Annotated in this window: 15 protein-coding genes and 1 riboswitch; of the genes, 12 read left to right on the plus strand and 3 right to left on the minus strand. The window is 40.8% G+C overall.

The window, feature by feature from the left end; translation table 11 throughout:
• Positions 1–98: 98 nt before the first annotated feature.
• Together NY014_RS15685 and NY014_RS15690 are read right to left on the minus strand one after the other, a co-directional pair.
• Complete coding sequence (locus tag NY014_RS15685; RefSeq protein ID WP_259415484.1) at positions 99–1151, minus strand: YncE family protein; 1053 nt, start codon at positions 1149–1151, stop codon at positions 99–101.
• Positions 1148–2986, minus strand: a complete 1839-nt coding sequence (locus tag NY014_RS15690) for a TonB-dependent receptor (protein ID WP_259415485.1) — start codon at positions 2984–2986, stop codon at positions 1148–1150. Before NY014_RS15690 ends, NY014_RS15685 begins: the two co-directional genes overlap by 4 nt.
• Positions 2987–3109: 123 nt before the next feature.
• Positions 3110–3325, minus strand: a riboswitch (cobalamin riboswitch).
• Positions 3326–3421: 96 nt separating this feature from the next.
• Between NY014_RS15690 and NY014_RS15695 the strand changes: the two genes are divergently transcribed.
• From NY014_RS15695 to NY014_RS15750, 12 genes are all read left to right on the plus strand, one after another.
• Positions 3422–4558: an ABC transporter substrate-binding protein gene (locus tag NY014_RS15695; RefSeq protein WP_259415486.1), complete on the plus strand. Its 1137-nt coding sequence runs from the start codon at positions 3422–3424 to the stop codon at positions 4556–4558.
• Positions 4548–5573, plus strand: coding sequence for an iron chelate uptake ABC transporter family permease subunit (locus NY014_RS15700; RefSeq protein WP_259415487.1), 1026 nt, complete (start codon positions 4548–4550; stop codon positions 5571–5573). Before NY014_RS15695 ends, NY014_RS15700 begins: the two co-directional genes overlap by 11 nt.
• Positions 5574–6536 (plus strand): ABC transporter ATP-binding protein, encoded by a 963-nt coding sequence (locus tag NY014_RS15705; protein ID WP_259415488.1) that lies wholly within the window; start codon positions 5574–5576, stop codon positions 6534–6536. It begins immediately after the preceding gene.
• Between the two features lie 81 nt (positions 6537–6617).
• A complete protein-coding gene (locus tag NY014_RS15710) occupies positions 6618–7064 on the plus strand; it encodes a MarR family winged helix-turn-helix transcriptional regulator (RefSeq protein WP_135074566.1) in 447 nt (148 codons plus the stop codon).
• 77 nt (positions 7065–7141) lie between these two features.
• Positions 7142–8146 carry an NAD(P)/FAD-dependent oxidoreductase gene (locus tag NY014_RS15715; protein WP_259415489.1) on the plus strand — a complete coding sequence of 335 codons (1005 nt, stop codon included), beginning with the start codon at positions 7142–7144 and terminating at the stop codon, positions 8144–8146.
• Positions 8147–8161: 15 nt separating this feature from the next.
• The gene (locus tag NY014_RS15720; protein ID WP_259415490.1) at positions 8162–8485 is read left to right on the plus strand and encodes a (2Fe-2S)-binding protein; all 324 of its coding nucleotides are present in this window, start codon (positions 8162–8164) and stop codon (positions 8483–8485) included.
• A 101-nt stretch (positions 8486–8586) separates the two neighbouring features.
• The gene (locus NY014_RS15725; RefSeq protein ID WP_259415491.1) at positions 8587–8832 is read left to right on the plus strand and encodes a hypothetical protein; all 246 of its coding nucleotides are present in this window, start codon (positions 8587–8589) and stop codon (positions 8830–8832) included.
• 5 nt (positions 8833–8837) lie between these two features.
• Positions 8838–8966, plus strand: coding sequence for a hypothetical protein (locus NY014_RS15730; protein ID WP_259415492.1), 129 nt, complete (start codon positions 8838–8840; stop codon positions 8964–8966).
• A 62-nt stretch (positions 8967–9028) separates the two neighbouring features.
• Positions 9029–10564, plus strand: coding sequence for a carboxylesterase/lipase family protein (locus NY014_RS15735; protein WP_259415493.1), 1536 nt, complete (start codon positions 9029–9031; stop codon positions 10562–10564).
• Between the two features lie 3 nt (positions 10565–10567).
• The gene (locus NY014_RS15740) at positions 10568–11851 is read left to right on the plus strand and encodes a CitMHS family transporter (protein WP_259415494.1); all 1284 of its coding nucleotides are present in this window, start codon (positions 10568–10570) and stop codon (positions 11849–11851) included.
• Between the two features lies 1 nt (position 11852).
• Positions 11853–13175, plus strand: a complete 1323-nt coding sequence (locus NY014_RS15745) for an acyclic terpene utilization AtuA family protein (protein ID WP_259415495.1) — start codon at positions 11853–11855, stop codon at positions 13173–13175.
• Positions 13172–13474: an AtuA-related protein gene (locus NY014_RS15750; RefSeq protein ID WP_259415496.1), complete on the plus strand. Its 303-nt coding sequence runs from the start codon at positions 13172–13174 to the stop codon at positions 13472–13474. The genes NY014_RS15745 and NY014_RS15750 overlap by 4 nt, the downstream gene beginning before the upstream one ends.
• On the opposite strand, the gene NY014_RS15755 is transcribed toward NY014_RS15750, so the two are convergent.
• Complete coding sequence (locus NY014_RS15755; protein ID WP_259415497.1) at positions 13475–15358, minus strand: DUF389 domain-containing protein; 1884 nt, start codon at positions 15356–15358, stop codon at positions 13475–13477.
• Between the last annotated feature and the right edge of the window lie 34 nt (positions 15359–15392).

The raw sequence follows: 15392 nt of genomic DNA on the forward strand, positions 1-15392 counted from the left end.
CAAGTTTGATGAAATAAAATTCGACTTCTTGCCATTCAATAGGACTGCGCTTAATAAGACAAAGATTTTTATAGAGATTATCCGCTTTAAAGTGGATTCTACCTCATTAGGAAACCTGACGGACCTCTTCCTGATTCGAAAGTTTGGAGTTCGTTTCCATTCTCATCCAAAACGGTAATAGTTCCATTACCTTGAAATCCATTAGCATTCGCTACATACAATTCACCTCTTGTGGTGTCGAATCCAATTCCGTAGAATCCGGATCCGCTGTACCAATTTGGATTTAATTCTGGACCTAAGACTGAAACTTGAGCGATTCCATCATTGTAATCTGGCCATCCTGAACTGGTCAAAAGGTACATGATATCATTATTTCCGAAAGCTATTTTCCCTGTTGCATTGGGGATGGGGAAAATATTGGTTGTTGCCAAGGTAAAGTTGTCCAAATGAAAGCTGTAGAAATATACTTCATCTGATCCAGTAGAATAAAGCCAAATTTTTCCAGCAGCTTCATAAAAAACAGCAGGTTTACCTGCAACCTCTATGATCTTTATAACCTCCTCTTTTTCGGTATCAATAACTTCGACTTTTCCTTCTTCAGAACCGGCAACCAAAATGTATTTTCCGAAAGAAATCAAATCTTCTGGTTTTCTTGAAACAGGGATTTTTTTAGTCACGCTACCACCCAAAGTATTTCTTACAACTGCTATGTAGGAGTTGGGAGTACCGTAATTTTCATCATAAGGCCCATAGTCCGAGATAAAGAGCTTTCCGGAATTTACAGTCAAGGATCGGGGCTGATCCAAATCGGAAGTGACAGCCCCCAAACTAGTAAAATCACCTGGATTGACTATTTCAATCTTGCCTGTATTGGCGACTAAATACAAGTTGTCATTTTCGTAATTAATGTCTTCCAGAAGTCCAGCGAAAGGTCTTGAATTAGCCTTTTCGAAAATATTAGTTTTGATCATTCCAGTGGATGGGTTTAGATGGAAAACTTCACCATCGTTTGCCCCAAAAGACCCTTCATTCATGATTAAAATTCCTGTGTCATATTCTCCCAAGGGTCTTTCAGGATCATTTTCCATACAGGAAAATAGGGTGAGGGCAAGGCTCAAGGCCATTAATAGTTGGATAGCGTTAAACTTCATAGCTGTATTGATAAATTGATGTGATAAGATCTTCCTGGCATAGGGCGTAGGTAGAGTACTTGGTACTCTTTGTTGAGGAGGTTTTGAATACGAAATTGGATGTTGGTTTTGAAAGGGCCCAGATTGAAATTTTCGACACTCAAATGTGTTTGAGCGAGGAAATATCCTTCCATAATTCGAGAATTATCTAGGGTTGTTGCCCTTGGTCCGACATATTGGGAACTGAATTGAAAGGAGAATTTAGCTCTTGAAAATGTCATAGAACCTCGAGCTTGATGTTGAGGTGTGTAGGGTAGTTGCTTGTTCCAAAATGAACTTGACTCCTCTGGATTGGGTAAGTTTACTGCGTTAGTATAGGTATACCCCCAATTGAAAGTGAGATTATTCTTCCCGATTTTTGTTTCCAATTTATTATCCCATTCTAATCCCTGATTTCGAACTTGTCGAAGATTTTCTGGGATCCAAATTGATCCTTCAGGCTGCCAAAGAATCCAATTATTTACCTTCAATCGGTAATGGGTTAGCTGAGATTCGAAATTTCTTTTTTGCCACAAAACGCCCATTTCTCCTTGCCAACTTTCCTCAGGAAGAAGAGATGGATTGCCTCCTGGCTCCCAATAGCGATCATTTAGAGTTGGGATTTTGAATCCTTTACCAAATGATGTTTTAAGTGAAAATTCATTGGAAATTCTCCAGTCCATCCCGAGAGAAGGGATGAAAGGAACAACTTGGTCTTCGTAAAACAGTTGCCGTAAATTGAGCGAAAAATCCAGATTCTTAAGCCCAGAAAAGTTGATGAATTGATAGGTTTCCCATCGAACTTCTTGGGCTGAATAAGTTGATAGGTCTCCTGAGATTAGTGAGCCCCTGCTGCCCAATCGAATTTCCCAGTTGCCTGTTTGATTGAAGGTCCAGTCCGTATTCAAAAAAAGACTTGAGGTTTCATTTTTTATTTGGTTGAAATACTGACGATCCTTTACCCAACCAGATTGAACCTCAAAAATGCCTTTTCGACCATATTGTAAATATTGAAGGGAGAAACGGTGACTTTCGTCGGTTTGGATATCATGGGTGGAAGATCCCATGACAGGTTGTATTTCACGAATTGCCTCATTCCACCAGTAGGAAGCTTTGAGTTGCTGGTTGGAATTGATTTTCCATTGGAAGTCCTGTAGAAAACCTTTCTGCTGAAAAGCAGCATGATCTTGCTTTTTGATTGGACTCCCTGCTTCTGAAAAATCTCTGTAGTTATATTCGTTGGGGTTATTTTGATAGTAAACCTTGGTTTGTATTCCCAGTTTTTCAGTGGAATAGCCTCCTTTTAGGCCTACATGATATTGACCAAAACTTCCAAATTCCTGTTGGAATAATAGAGTAGGAGATTGATTGAATAGTGACTCGCTTGAGAGGTGGATGCTTCCGCTCAATGATTCATTTCCCAATAGTGCACCATCCGATCCAAAAGAAAGATCGACTTGGTCAACCGCAATCATTGGGAGGATTGATAAATCACTTTGACCTAGGGAAGGACTATTGAGAGGGATTCCGTTCCAGAAAATTGCCGTATGCCCAGCTGATGTTCCTCTGAAATTCGAAGAAGCCAACATGCCCGGTCCATATTGGCGAATAAATACGGGGCTTTTTTCCGCTAAAAGCTCAGCAATCGATCGGTTTGTGTAATTTTTTAATTCTTCTTTGTTCCAAGAAATACGCTTTTTCCCCCGTCCATATTCTTGGTAAACAGGGGCTTCAATTTGAATTTCTTGCAGACGTAAAGTGTCTGACTTTTCGACTTCTTGGCCGAAAAGCAGGACCACCCAAACAAATAATATCATGCCTAATCGAATGAATAAGGTTCATTTCGATTCGGGCTTGAAAGAAGTGGGAAGAAATGGAACGAGGAAGAATTCCTGGGAATCTTCTTTGGCATGTCTTCTCAGCTTTTCCTCCGAAAGCACAGAATCTATCAGAAATAGGCAGGTCTCCTGGCTCGTCTGACTTTTGCTACCTTCTCAAGCCCTTTCGATAGTTATCGATTTCAGCTCAATGGCCTTGTTTGCGAAAGCTTTTTTCAAACTTACAGTTGCGGGGACAGCTCCGGTCTTTCACCGGATTCCCTTTTAATCCTTGACTTTTCAGGGGAAAAATCAGGAACCTAATTCTACTCCAAACATACATGGTTTTGTGATTGGTAAGAAAGGCAGCACCAAAAAAATTTTGTACCATGTGGTGATATCGCCTTACTTTGAGATTGCTAAACCCTTAAAAGCTTGAAGTATTTATCACTTTCAGTTATTCTCTTTACTTCCTTTTGGAGCTGTTCGCCAAAATCAGAAAGGATAGAGGAGGATTTTGAAAAAATCCAGCTTCAGTATGCAAAAGGCTTTTCTCTTCAGAAGGGAGATGGGGTTTGGGTAATTGACGTTTTACAACCTTGGACCGGAGCACTGGAAAGTTTTCGTTATTTGGTAGTTGAAGAAGGAATTCAAAGTCCCCAAATCCAGGCAGATGCGGTGGTTCATTTACCCGCTAAAAAAGTGATTCTAACGTCTACAACGCATATACCTCATTTAGACCTCCTTGGAGAGACAAAGTCTTTGATTGGGTTTCCAAATTTAGATTTAATCTCTTCCTCTACAGTTTGGGAGCAGATAGAAAAAGGAGAAATTCAGGATTTGGGCTCGGCTCCCTCTGCCAATGTGGAAATGATCATTGATCTTCAGCCTGATTGGGTGATGATTTCGACTTTGGGCGATGATTTGAAGCAAGTTAAAGTACTTGAACAAGCGGGGATTCCTGCATTAATTAATGGAGAGTATGTAGAGCAGCATCCATTAGGAAGGGCTGAATGGATTAAGTTTACGGGAGTTCTTTTTGGGAAATACGAGGAGGCTGAGAAGGTATTTCGGAGCATTGAAAATTCTTATTTTAGTGCTTTGGAGTCCGTAAAAAATTTGGAAGCTTCTTCGAAGCCAACCGTCCTTTCCGGAGTTTTGTACGAGGATAGCTGGTTTGCCCCTGGGGCGGATAGCTGGGGAGCACAAATTCTGAATCAGGCAGGAGGTGATTACGTCTTTTCAGATCAAGATGGAACAGGAAGTGTTCCTCTTAGTTATGAGTTTGTAATTGACCGAGCAATCGAATCGGAATTTTGGATTGGGTCTGCTGATTTTGAAAGTTTAGAGCAGATGAAGGAGCAGGAGCCTCGATATCGGATTTTCAAAGCATTTCAGGAGGGAAATGTTTTTACTTATAGTAGAAAAAGAGGTCCTCGTGGAGGCTTTGAATATTTTGAGTTGGGCTATGTCCGTCCTGATTTGGTTTTAAAAGATCTAATAAAAATTCTTCATCCTGATTTACTCCCTGGTTACCAATTGTACTTCTATCAAAAGTTAAATGAAAAGTAACAGAACCGCCTTTCTATTTCTGGTTTGCTTGCTCTTTTTGGGGATGATTTTTCTCCTCAATTTGAGTTTGGGTTCTGTGGAAATCGGTTTTTCGGAAGTCTTTTGGGGATTGATTACTGATCATTGGGAAAAAGCATCCTATCGGGAGATAGTTCTTAATTTCCGACTGCCAAAAGCCTTGGTGGCGATTTTGGTTGGAATAGGTCTGAGCTTGAGTGGCCTTCAAATGCAAACATTCTTCCGAAATCCCCTAGCAGGACCTTATGTTTTGGGGATTAGTTCGGGTGCAGGTTTTGGTGTAGCAGTTTTATTATTAGCAGGTTCAGCCTTAGGTTTTACTGTAGGAGCGATCTCTCCTTGGAGTACTGCTTTTGCTGGAGTTTTTGGGGCAGGAGGGATTTTACTTTTGGTAAGTGCGGTGGCTTGGCGAGTTAGGGATAGCATGACGCTTTTGATTGTTGGAGTCATGTTTGGGGCGACTGTTTCAGCTTTGATTTCGGTGATGTCCTATTTTTCACAAGCAGAATCTCTCAAATTATACACGATTTGGTCTTTAGGAAGTCTCGGTGGACTTGGCTGGAATCAAGTTTTGATTTTGGCAGTATTAGTCCTTTTCGGAACCTTGCCTGTGATTGCTTCCACACGTTCTTTCAATGCGCTTCTTTTAGGAGAATCTTATGCTGAAAGTATGGGAATCAATTCCATGAAATTACGTTGGTTGGTTATTCTTAGTACAGGGATCTTGGCAGGTGGGATTACAGCATTTTGTGGGCCGATTGCATTTGTTGGGATCGCAGTTCCACATCTCGCCCGATTACTTTGGAAAAGTCCGGATCATCGGATTTTATTTCCGGGTTCTGCAGTAGTTGGAGCAGGGCTTTTATTGCTATGCGACACGATTAGTCAATTGCCGGGTTCGGCTCAGACCTTACCCATCAATGCTGTTACCTCTTTGGTAGGGGCTCCTGTTGTGATTGGGTTGGTGATTAAAAGGAACTTTAGCAAGGAGTTTTAAATGAAGCGACAAGTTCTCATCGGTAAAAATTTGTCCCTAGGATATGGTAGCGGCAATCAAAAAAAGGTGGTCTTGTCCGACTTGGATTTTAATTTGCTTTCCGGACAAATGACCTGTCTTTTAGGGCCTAATGGGGTGGGGAAATCAACTTTGATCAAAGCGATCATGGGAAAAATGGAGCCTTTTTCAGGTTCAATCGAATTATTCGGGTCTGCACCGTCTACCTATGATCGGGATGCATTATCCAAGAAGCTTTCTGTGGTTTTGAGTGAACCGATTTTTCCAGCCCAAATGACTGTAGAGCAATTGGTAGCCTTGGGGCGTACACCCTATTTAAATTGGTCAGGGAGACTTTCTGATGAAGATAAAAACGTAGTCAACAGGTCTTTGGAAGCAACCAAACTCGAATATCTGAGGAAGGAGCGGTTGGGTGAACTATCAGATGGACAGCGACAAAAGGCAATGATAGCAAGAGCTTTGGCTCAAGATTGCCCGGTGATGGTTTTGGATGAGCCTACTTCTCACCTGGATTTGGTAAACCGATATGAAGTTATGCAGTTGCTACAGGATATTGCCAAAACCCACCAAAAAGCAGTGCTTGTTGTAACCCATGATTTGGATATTGCCATTGAAACAAGCCAACAGCTTTGGATTCTCAATTGTGGAAGCCCCTTGATTTCAGGCACTCCTGAGGATTTGATCCTAAGAGGGGAGATTAATCACTTGTTGCCATCAGATAAATATTTTTTTGACTCAAAAAGAGGGAAGGTGGTGATGCATTACCAAAAAACGAAAATTGAAATTGAAGGTCCGGATGAATTGGTTTATTGGGTTGAAAAGGCACTGATTAAAAGTGGAAAGCCATTTCCAAAAGATTCTATTAGAATTTCTACAAACCCTTTTCGAATTTTTTGTCAGGATAAAGAATTCACTCGAATTTCAGAATTAATCGAAATTCTATAAAGGAAGGATTTTGACTCCAAAAAGCTAGATTTTATAAGAATCATCTATAAAATTCATATATTTGTCACACTAACTATTTGTATGACACAAGAGCAGTTTGCCAAATATTCCTTTTTACTCGATCGTACCGCTCGAAAAGTGAAGCAATATGCCCAGCAGCAATTCAAGCAGGGTAATTTCGATGTAACGGTTGACCAATGGATTGTCCTTAAGAATCTATCGGAAGGCGGGGATATGAGTCAAACTGAATTGGCAAATTTGGTTTTCAAAGATCATCCTACTCTTACTCGAATTATTGATCTGCTTGTTAAAAAAGGATATGTGGAGCGATTGCCACATCCACAGGATAGAAGAAGTTTTCAACTTCATTTAACGGATTCAGGAGTGTCAAAAGTCACTTCCCTTCGTCCCAAAATCCTTCAAATTCGCGAGAAGGCTTGGGAAAATTTAGATGAACAGGATTTCGAGGAATTTAAGCGAATTCTAAACACCATCTATCAAAATTTAGGTGGTCAAATATTAGAATAGAGAATAATTAGTGTACGAATAATAATTATACGAACAATTTGATTTGACGGAGGGTTTTCCCTTAAAAGAAATTCAATATGATCCAGACCGATATTTGTATCATTGGAGCAGGCCCAGTTGGCCTTTTTGCCGTATTCGAAGCAGGATTGCTCAAAATGCGCTGTCATTTGATCGATGCGCTTCCTCAAGTTGGCGGACAGCTTTCTGAAATTTATCCTCAAAAGCCGATTTATGATATTCCTGGCTATCCTGAAATCAAAGCACAGGAATTGGTGGACAATTTGATGGAGCAGATCAAGCCATTCCAGCCGACCTTCACACTAGGCGAACGAGTGGATCATTTGGATAAGCAGGAAGATGGTAGTTACATGATTACCACAAATGAGAAAACAAAGGTTCATGCAAAGGTGATTATCATCGCCGGAGGTTTGGGTTGTTTTGAGCCTCGTAAACCTGCTTTGGATAATTTGGAAGAGTTTGAAGGCAAAGGGGTTACTTACATGGTGAAGAATCCTGAGACTTTCCGTGACAAGCGAGTGGTTTTGGCTGGTGGAGGAGACTCCGCTTTGGACTGGACGATCTATTTGGCAAAAGTTGCTAAAAAAGTTACGCTGGTTCACAGAAATGAGACCTTCCGAGGTGCTCCTGATTCCGCTTCCAAAGTATTCGATTTGGCAAATGAAGGAAAAATTGATTTGATTTTATCTTCTAACTTGAAAGATATTTCCGGTAACGGAAAGCTAGAATCAGTAACCTTAGAGGACAAGTCAAAGGCTGAGATCAAAATTGATACGGATTATCTAATTCCACTTTTCGGACTAAGTCCGAAACTAGGCCCAATTGCTGATTGGGGACTTTCTATTGACAAAAATGCGATTGAAGTAGATACCCGTGATTATTCAACTGGTGTGGAGCGAATCTACGCCATCGGAGATATCAATACTTATCCAGGTAAGTTGAAATTGATCCTATGTGGATTCCATGAGGCAGCGATCATGATGCATTCAGCCTTTAAGTACGTTTATCCTGATCAGAAACTCAGCTTTAAATACACTACCGTAAACGGTGTCAATGCATTTTAATTCTATCTTTGCGCCATGGTAAAATTTACAGTTGAAGATCAGGACGGTAATCGTCAGGAAGTCGAAGCTCCAATGGATATGGGGCTTAGCTTAATGGAGGTTTTGAAGGCTTCTGATTACCCGATTTTGGCTACCTGTGGTGGGATGGCCTTGTGTGCTACCTGTCATGTAGAGATTTTGGATGGGCCAAGTGAATTGGGAGAAGCTACCGATGTTGAATTAGATCAATTGGAAAATCTTCCTGAATATTACCCAACTTCCCGGCTTTCTTGTCAGATTCGAATTAGCGACCAACTAGATGGTGCTGTGATAAAGTTGAGGGGAGAAGACGTAGTATAAGAACTATTTCAAATCAAAGAATACAAAAGCTGCCTAAATTTTGGCAGCTTTTTTTGTATCGCTTTATTATTTGTCCTCGTATTTGAGGTAAAATTCATCTAATGAAAAGGACTCTTTTTGCTTTCGTTTTTCTAGGGTTTACTTCCTGCAATCTTTTTGATTCTGAAAATCAGGTTGCAATAACTTCTGATTTAGATTTCTTGTATGAAGAAATCCAACAACTAGCAGAATCAAAACCATGTATAGATCCAAATGATTGGGATTTTGTGGCTTTGGGGAGTAAGCCCTGTGGTGGACCTTGGGAATACATTGCTTATCCCAAATCCATAATATTCCCGAATTTTTAGCCAAAGTGAAGCGCTATAATGAGCTTCAGGAGGCGGATAATATCAAAAACAATCGCTTTTCTGATTGCATGTTTGTATCTCCTCCAAAATCAGTGACTTGTGAAAATAATAAGCCTGTATTGGTTTATGAGTGAGAATATTGTTTCGTTTTGAAACAATATTTTTTTTGATTTTCTTGATGGGCTAATCCAGTACTATGAGAAAATTATTCTTCCTCGCCACCCTGATTATCTTGGCTTCTTGCCAGAAAGAACCTCAAGAAAAACCCATTACGGTAAATAGTGTCTCTGTCACAGGAGGCCTGATTGCAGGAAAGCTCTCCGATGATCAATCCATTAAAGTTTTTAAAGGAATTCCTTTTGCTGCCCCTCCGGTAGGAGATTTAAGATGGAAAGCTCCTCAACCTGTAATCCCATGGGAAGGGATACTAGACGCAAAGGATAATCCAGCCTCCTTCACACAAAATCCACCTGTACCTTTTTTTGCATGGTCTGAGGAATTTTTGATTCCAAAAGAGCCTATTTCAGAAGATGGTTTGTATCTCAATGTTTGGACTCCCGATGAGAAGACTACTGAATCATTACCTGTGATGGTTTGGATTCATGGTGGAGGTTTTAGTGGCGGTTCAGGTACTGTGCCATTGTATGATGGTGAAGCTTTGGCCAAAAAGGGCATTGTGGTAGTCACCATTAATTACAGACTTGGGATTTTTGGATTCTTGGCTCATCCAGAACTCAGCCTAGAAAACCCTGATGGAGTTTCAGGAAATTATGGAATTTTGGATCAAATCGCTGCGCTAGAATGGGTGAAAAATAACATTAAAGCATTTGGAGGTGACCCCTCTAATGTCACAATTGCAGGCCAGTCAGCAGGAGCGTTTAGTGTGAATGCATTGGTCGTTTCTCCAAAAGCAAAAGGATTGTTTCAGAAGGCTATTGCAGAAAGTGGGGGAATGGTAAGCCGTGGAAGTGGTTTGGTTTCAGGATTGAAAAGTGCAGAAATCAGAAATGCGGAGATTTTAGCAGAAAATGGAATTACTTCTTTGGAAAGCCTCCGTCAAATTTCAGCAGATAGTTTATTGAAAATATCTGGAAGGTTCTCACCGGTAGTAGATGGAGTAATAATTCCGCCTGTAAAAAAAGCAATTGAAACTGGCCAATATTCGGATGTTCCGTTATTGACAGGATGGAATGCCGATGATATGGTTGGCTTAGGTCCCGAAGAAAGTCCAGCTTTATTTCGAAAAAATGCCCAAAAACAATATGGTGGAAGAGCAGGGGAGTACCTGGAACTTTTCCCTGCCAATGACGAGGAACAGCTTTTGGCAACAAAGCAATTGATTGCGGAATTGTTTTTTGGTTTGCAGAATTACACCTGGGCAAAACTTCAGGCTCAATATGGAACATATCCTTCCTATTTGTATTACTTCACCCGAATTCCTCCAGGAGAACCTAATTATGGAGCATTCCATTCAGCAGAATTCGCTTATGCCTTGCATACGCTGAACTATTGGAATCGACCCTTTGAAGAAGTAGATTTTCAATTGGAAGAAACCATGTCTTCCTATTGGGTAAACTTTATCAAAACTGGTAATCCAAATGGGGATGGATTACCAGAATGGCCACAATTTGACTCTGAAAACCCACTGGTCATTGAATTTGGTGAAGAAGTAAAATCCACGGCGGTACCTCATTGGAGACAGTTGAAATTTCTAGAAAGCTTAAGCCAATAATCTATGCTAGCTCTTCTTGGTGTCCTTACCATTGCGTTGCTTCTCTATTTGATCCTTACCAAAAAGACATCTGCGGTTGTCGCATTAATACTAGTACCAGTGATTACCGGGATTTTAGCTGGGAAAACGACTGAACTTCCCCAAATGATTTCCGAAGGAATTACTTCTATTGCTCCTACTGGGGTGATGTTCGTTTTCGCTATTCTATTTTTTGGAGTTTTAATGGATGGGGGCACTTTCAAACCGATTATTTCCAAACTCCTTCGGTTGGCAGGAAATGATCCTTTGAAGATCGTTATGGTAACTGCCATTTTAGCCATGTTGGTACACTTGGATGGCTCCGGAGCGGTTACTTTCCTTGTGGTAATTCAAGCCATGTTGCCAATATATGATCAGTTGGGAATGAGTCGTCTAACCCTTGCATCTACCACTGCTTTAGCTGCTGGTACAATGAATGTGTTGCCTTGGGGAGGACCGACTATTCGTGCTGCTTCTGCCCTGGAAGTCTCAGTGACTGAATTATTCAATCCGGTATTTATTCCCTTTTTGGCTGGCTTGCTGACAGTTTTGGGGATTGCCTATTTCCTGGGAAAAAAAGAACGAATTCAATTTCAGTCTGGATCGCCAATAGAAATTGAAATCTCAGATACAGATGAAATCAACCTTCCTAAGTGGAAATTTCTGATAAATATCGGGTTGATCCTTTTAGCGGTAACATCCATTGTCCTAGGCTGGGCACCTCCTTATGCAGTATTTATGATTGCTTTTGGTTTGGCACTTGTATTTAATTTTCCCAAAGTCGCTGATCAAAAGGAGCGTGTAGATGCACATGCCAAGGAAGCCTTGCTCATGGCAAGTATTTTATTCGCAGCTGGGTGCTTCACCGGCATTCTAAAAGGAAGCGGAATGATGGAGGCTATGGCTAATGGAATTCAAGTAATTCTCCCGGAATTTATGGGGAAGCAATTACCGCTTTTGACTGGAGTGTTATCCATGCCAGCTAGCCTGGTCTTTGATCCAGACTCATTCTATTTCGGAATTTTGCCTTTGCTTTCCTCAACAGCAGAGTCTTTTCAGGTTAGTGGTTTGGAAGTAGGACAAGCTGCAATTTTCGGTCAAATGACTACCGGTTTTCCAGTCAGTCCCTTGACTGGGTCTACTTATTTATTGGTTGGATTGGCTGGAGTGGACTTGGGAGATCATCAGAAAAAAACCATCCCGCTAGCCTTTTTGGTAACTCTTGTCATGTTAGTGGTAGCAATCCTAATCGGCGTAATCCATATTTAAGATGAAAGAAAAAATCAGAATCGGTTGTGGTGCAGGTTTTTCGGGAGATCGTATTGAGCCCGCATTGATCCTTACTGAAAAGGGTAATTTGGATTACTTAGTCTTAGAATGTTTAGCAGAAAGGACAATCGCTCTAGCTCAAAAAAGAAAATTGCAAAATCCAGAACTTGGTTACGATGTCCTATTGGAAAAGAGGCTAAGGGGTTTGCTTCCTTTATTGCTTGAGCATAAGACTCGCCTAGTTACCAATATGGGTGCAGCAAATCCAATTGCAGGGGCAAAGAAAATTCTGGAGCTAGCTAAAGCTCAAAACCTTTCCCTTAAGGTAGCAGCGGTTTTTGGAGATGATGTGTTTGAATTTCTCACCGGTCAGGAGCATTCCATTGAAAATAATCAACCCATTCAATCTTATGGTAAGCTGGTTTCTGCTAATGCTTATTTGGGTGTGGAGGCTATTTTACCAGCTTTAGAAACCGATGCCGATATAATTATCACAGGAAGAGTGGCTGATCCTTCGCTTTTTTTAGCGCCCATGATTTATGAATTTGGATGGGGATTGGATCAATTTGACATTTTGGGAAAAGGCACTGTTTTGGGACATCTTTTGGAATGTGCTGGCCAACTGACAGGAGGATATTTTGCTGATCCAGTTTCTAAACCTGTTCCTGATTTAGACCGATTGGGTCATCCTTTTGTGGATGTTTTTTCAGATGGAAGAGGAATTATTTCCAAGGTAGAGGGAACCGGTGGAATGATCTCTGAGCAGATTGCAAAAGAGCAGTTGCTTTATGAGGTTTTAGATCCTGATCATTATTTTACACCTGATGTGGTTGCGGATTTTTCTACTGTTCAATTTGAAGAAATTGCCTTTGATCAACTTCGAGTAAGTGGTGGAGGAGGAATTGAAAAACCTGAAACATATAAGGTTAGTGTAGGATATGAGGCAGGTTTTAAAGGGGAAGGGGAAATTTCTTATGCCGGAGCTCATGCAGTTGAACGTGCGAAGTTGGCAGGTGAGATCATCGAAAAGCGAATAAAGGAACAAATTACCAACCTTCGAGTCGATTTAATCGGGCTGAACTCGCTTCATCCAACTGAATTGTCCCAAAACTCCAAGCCCTATGAGGTTAGGCTTCGAGTTGCGGGGATGTGTGGTACAATGGAGCAGGCACAACTAATCGGAGAAGAAGTCGAGGCTCTTTATACAAATGGACCTGCGGGCGGAGGAGGTGCCAGAAAAATGGTTACTCAAGTGATAGGAGTTGTTTCTACACTTTTGAATCTTGATCAAGTCAAACCTAGCTTTCAATTGTTTTCAGTATGAAAAGATTAGCTGATATAGCCCATAGTCGGGCAGGGGATAAAGGGAATATTTTGGTGCTTTCACTTATTCCTTTTGATGAAAAAGATTTTGATTGGCTAGTTCAAAATATAACCGCTGATCGTGTGAAAAAACATCTTCAAAATCAAGTGAAAGGGAATGTGACTCGCTATGTGTTAACTTCTATAAAGGCCCTACAATTCACTTGTGAAGATGCCTTAGCAGGAGGAGTCACTACATCGTTGGCCTTGGATGCTCATGGGAAAAGTTTGAGCTATGCGCTGTTGGAAATGGAAATCTGATCACTCAAAAACCTTCACTCCTAAAGTCAACTCCAATTCGATAGGTTGACCTACCATAGCCTCAATTTCTTTCTTTATTTCAAGATAATCGGATTCTTGAAGTTGTTTGTCAGAAAGAATTGTCACAGAAATCCGAAGGGGATTTATTTCCAAAACATTCACTTCCCGCATTAGTCCGTGTGGTATTTCTTTTCCACTTAGATTTTCAATCAGAGTGTTTTCCTCTACCATATTACGAAAACTCAAGACTAGAGGGGCTGTAATAAAAACCAAAATCAAAACACTTACAATAAGTCCTTTTTGAGCTAATTGGAAAGGACTGAATCCTAGTAATAAAAATGTCAAGGCAGCAGCCATAACAATTCCTGCGAGGTTGGTTCCGAAAAGGAGCGAGGCTCCCCAGAATACGTTCCAATTGCCCCAACCCAAACCAATTCCTGCTACAGCTAAAGGTGGAACAAGAGCCACAGAAATAGCTACCCCAGCCAAAGTTTTTGCAATTTCTTCTCTTGAATGTGCATAGGCCCCTGCGACGCCAGCTGCTACAGCTACTCCTAAGTCTAAAAGATTTGGTCGAATTCGTGCTACTATCTCGGAGTTAAGAATTTTTAAAGGGGTAATCCACGTAATAATTACTGCGAAAAACAAACCGATAAGAATCCCCAAAAAGATGGTTGCAAGGCTGTTTTTGACTAGAATTCCATCCTGTCGCAGGGCACCCATGGCCAAAGAAATAATCGGCCCCATCAAAGGAGCCAAAATCATCGCTCCGATAACTACCGGGCTGGAATTTCCAAAAAGTCCAAAAGTCGCAATCAATGTCGATAGGGCCATCAATACCAAAAAACTGCTGGATGCTTTGGAATTTTGCCTAAGAAGGGTAAATAATTCCTTGAATTCCTCAGTAGTAGCATGCCGTACCCAAGGAAGGTGTCGGCGGGTTAATTCCTCCAAAAGATTTCCTGTTGGTAATTTCTGGACGTTGATCTCTCGTTGTTTGGTTTCCTTTGTTTTTTCACTTTCAAAATTGGGGAGTATCCTTAACTTTTTTTCAGAAAGTTGAAGTTCGATTTTCGATCCTTGATGCTCCTCTCCATCGATAGCAAAAGGAATTTCTTCCCCAATCGCTATAGTCATTTTTGGAGTAGAAATATAGGTCAGGAAGCTCGGTATGGTACTTCTTCTGAATGGAAAAAAAAGTGTTTGTATCCCAAAACTGATAATGGAAAGGAGACTTTTTGGAGAGACCAAGATGATATGAATCATAGAATCGCTCAATCCGCTTTGAGGAATAAGACGCTTGAAAATCAAATTGCTTTCGCAGTGAGGTACGACCAAAACCCCCATTGCGGCTGTCTCTAAGTTTTTTTCTTCTTCGCCAGATTGGTAGGTGATTCGGAACTTTCGAAGATCTACTTGTCTGAAAAGTTTGAAAAAGCGAGAAAATCTATCCTTCAAATTTTGAAAAAAACCTTTTCCAAAAGAGTCATATAAAACACTAAGTGAATCGCCAATCACCAATGAGTTTAGACAGAGCTCACCATTGATTTCTAATAAATCAAATGCTGGAATTTCTTCAACTGCCTGAAAATTTTTAAATGCCGTTTCTTTCGAGTTTGGAACACCAAGAGATTTTGCAATCAGTTTCAGTTCTGGGTGGGGAAGGAAAATAAGCTTTGGTCCCTCCTCAGGAAAACTGGTCAGGATTTCTTTCCCTTGTTCATCATTTACCCATAGAAGAAGAAAGTCTTCTTTGGAAAAATCTGACCAATTCAGAGAATCTATACTTAAAGTGCTTTCAGGTCGGGGATCGAGTTTTTCGAAGAAATTTTTCCGCTCCCCTTCATCCAAATTTGGATCAAAAAAAAGATGGTATTTTTTCATAGTGGGCTACCAGAACTTACTTCTTTAAGGTAGC

The sequence above is a fragment of the Algoriphagus limi genome (assembly GCF_024919275.1).
GTDB classification, from domain to species: domain Bacteria; phylum Bacteroidota; class Bacteroidia; order Cytophagales; family Cyclobacteriaceae; genus Algoriphagus; species Algoriphagus limi.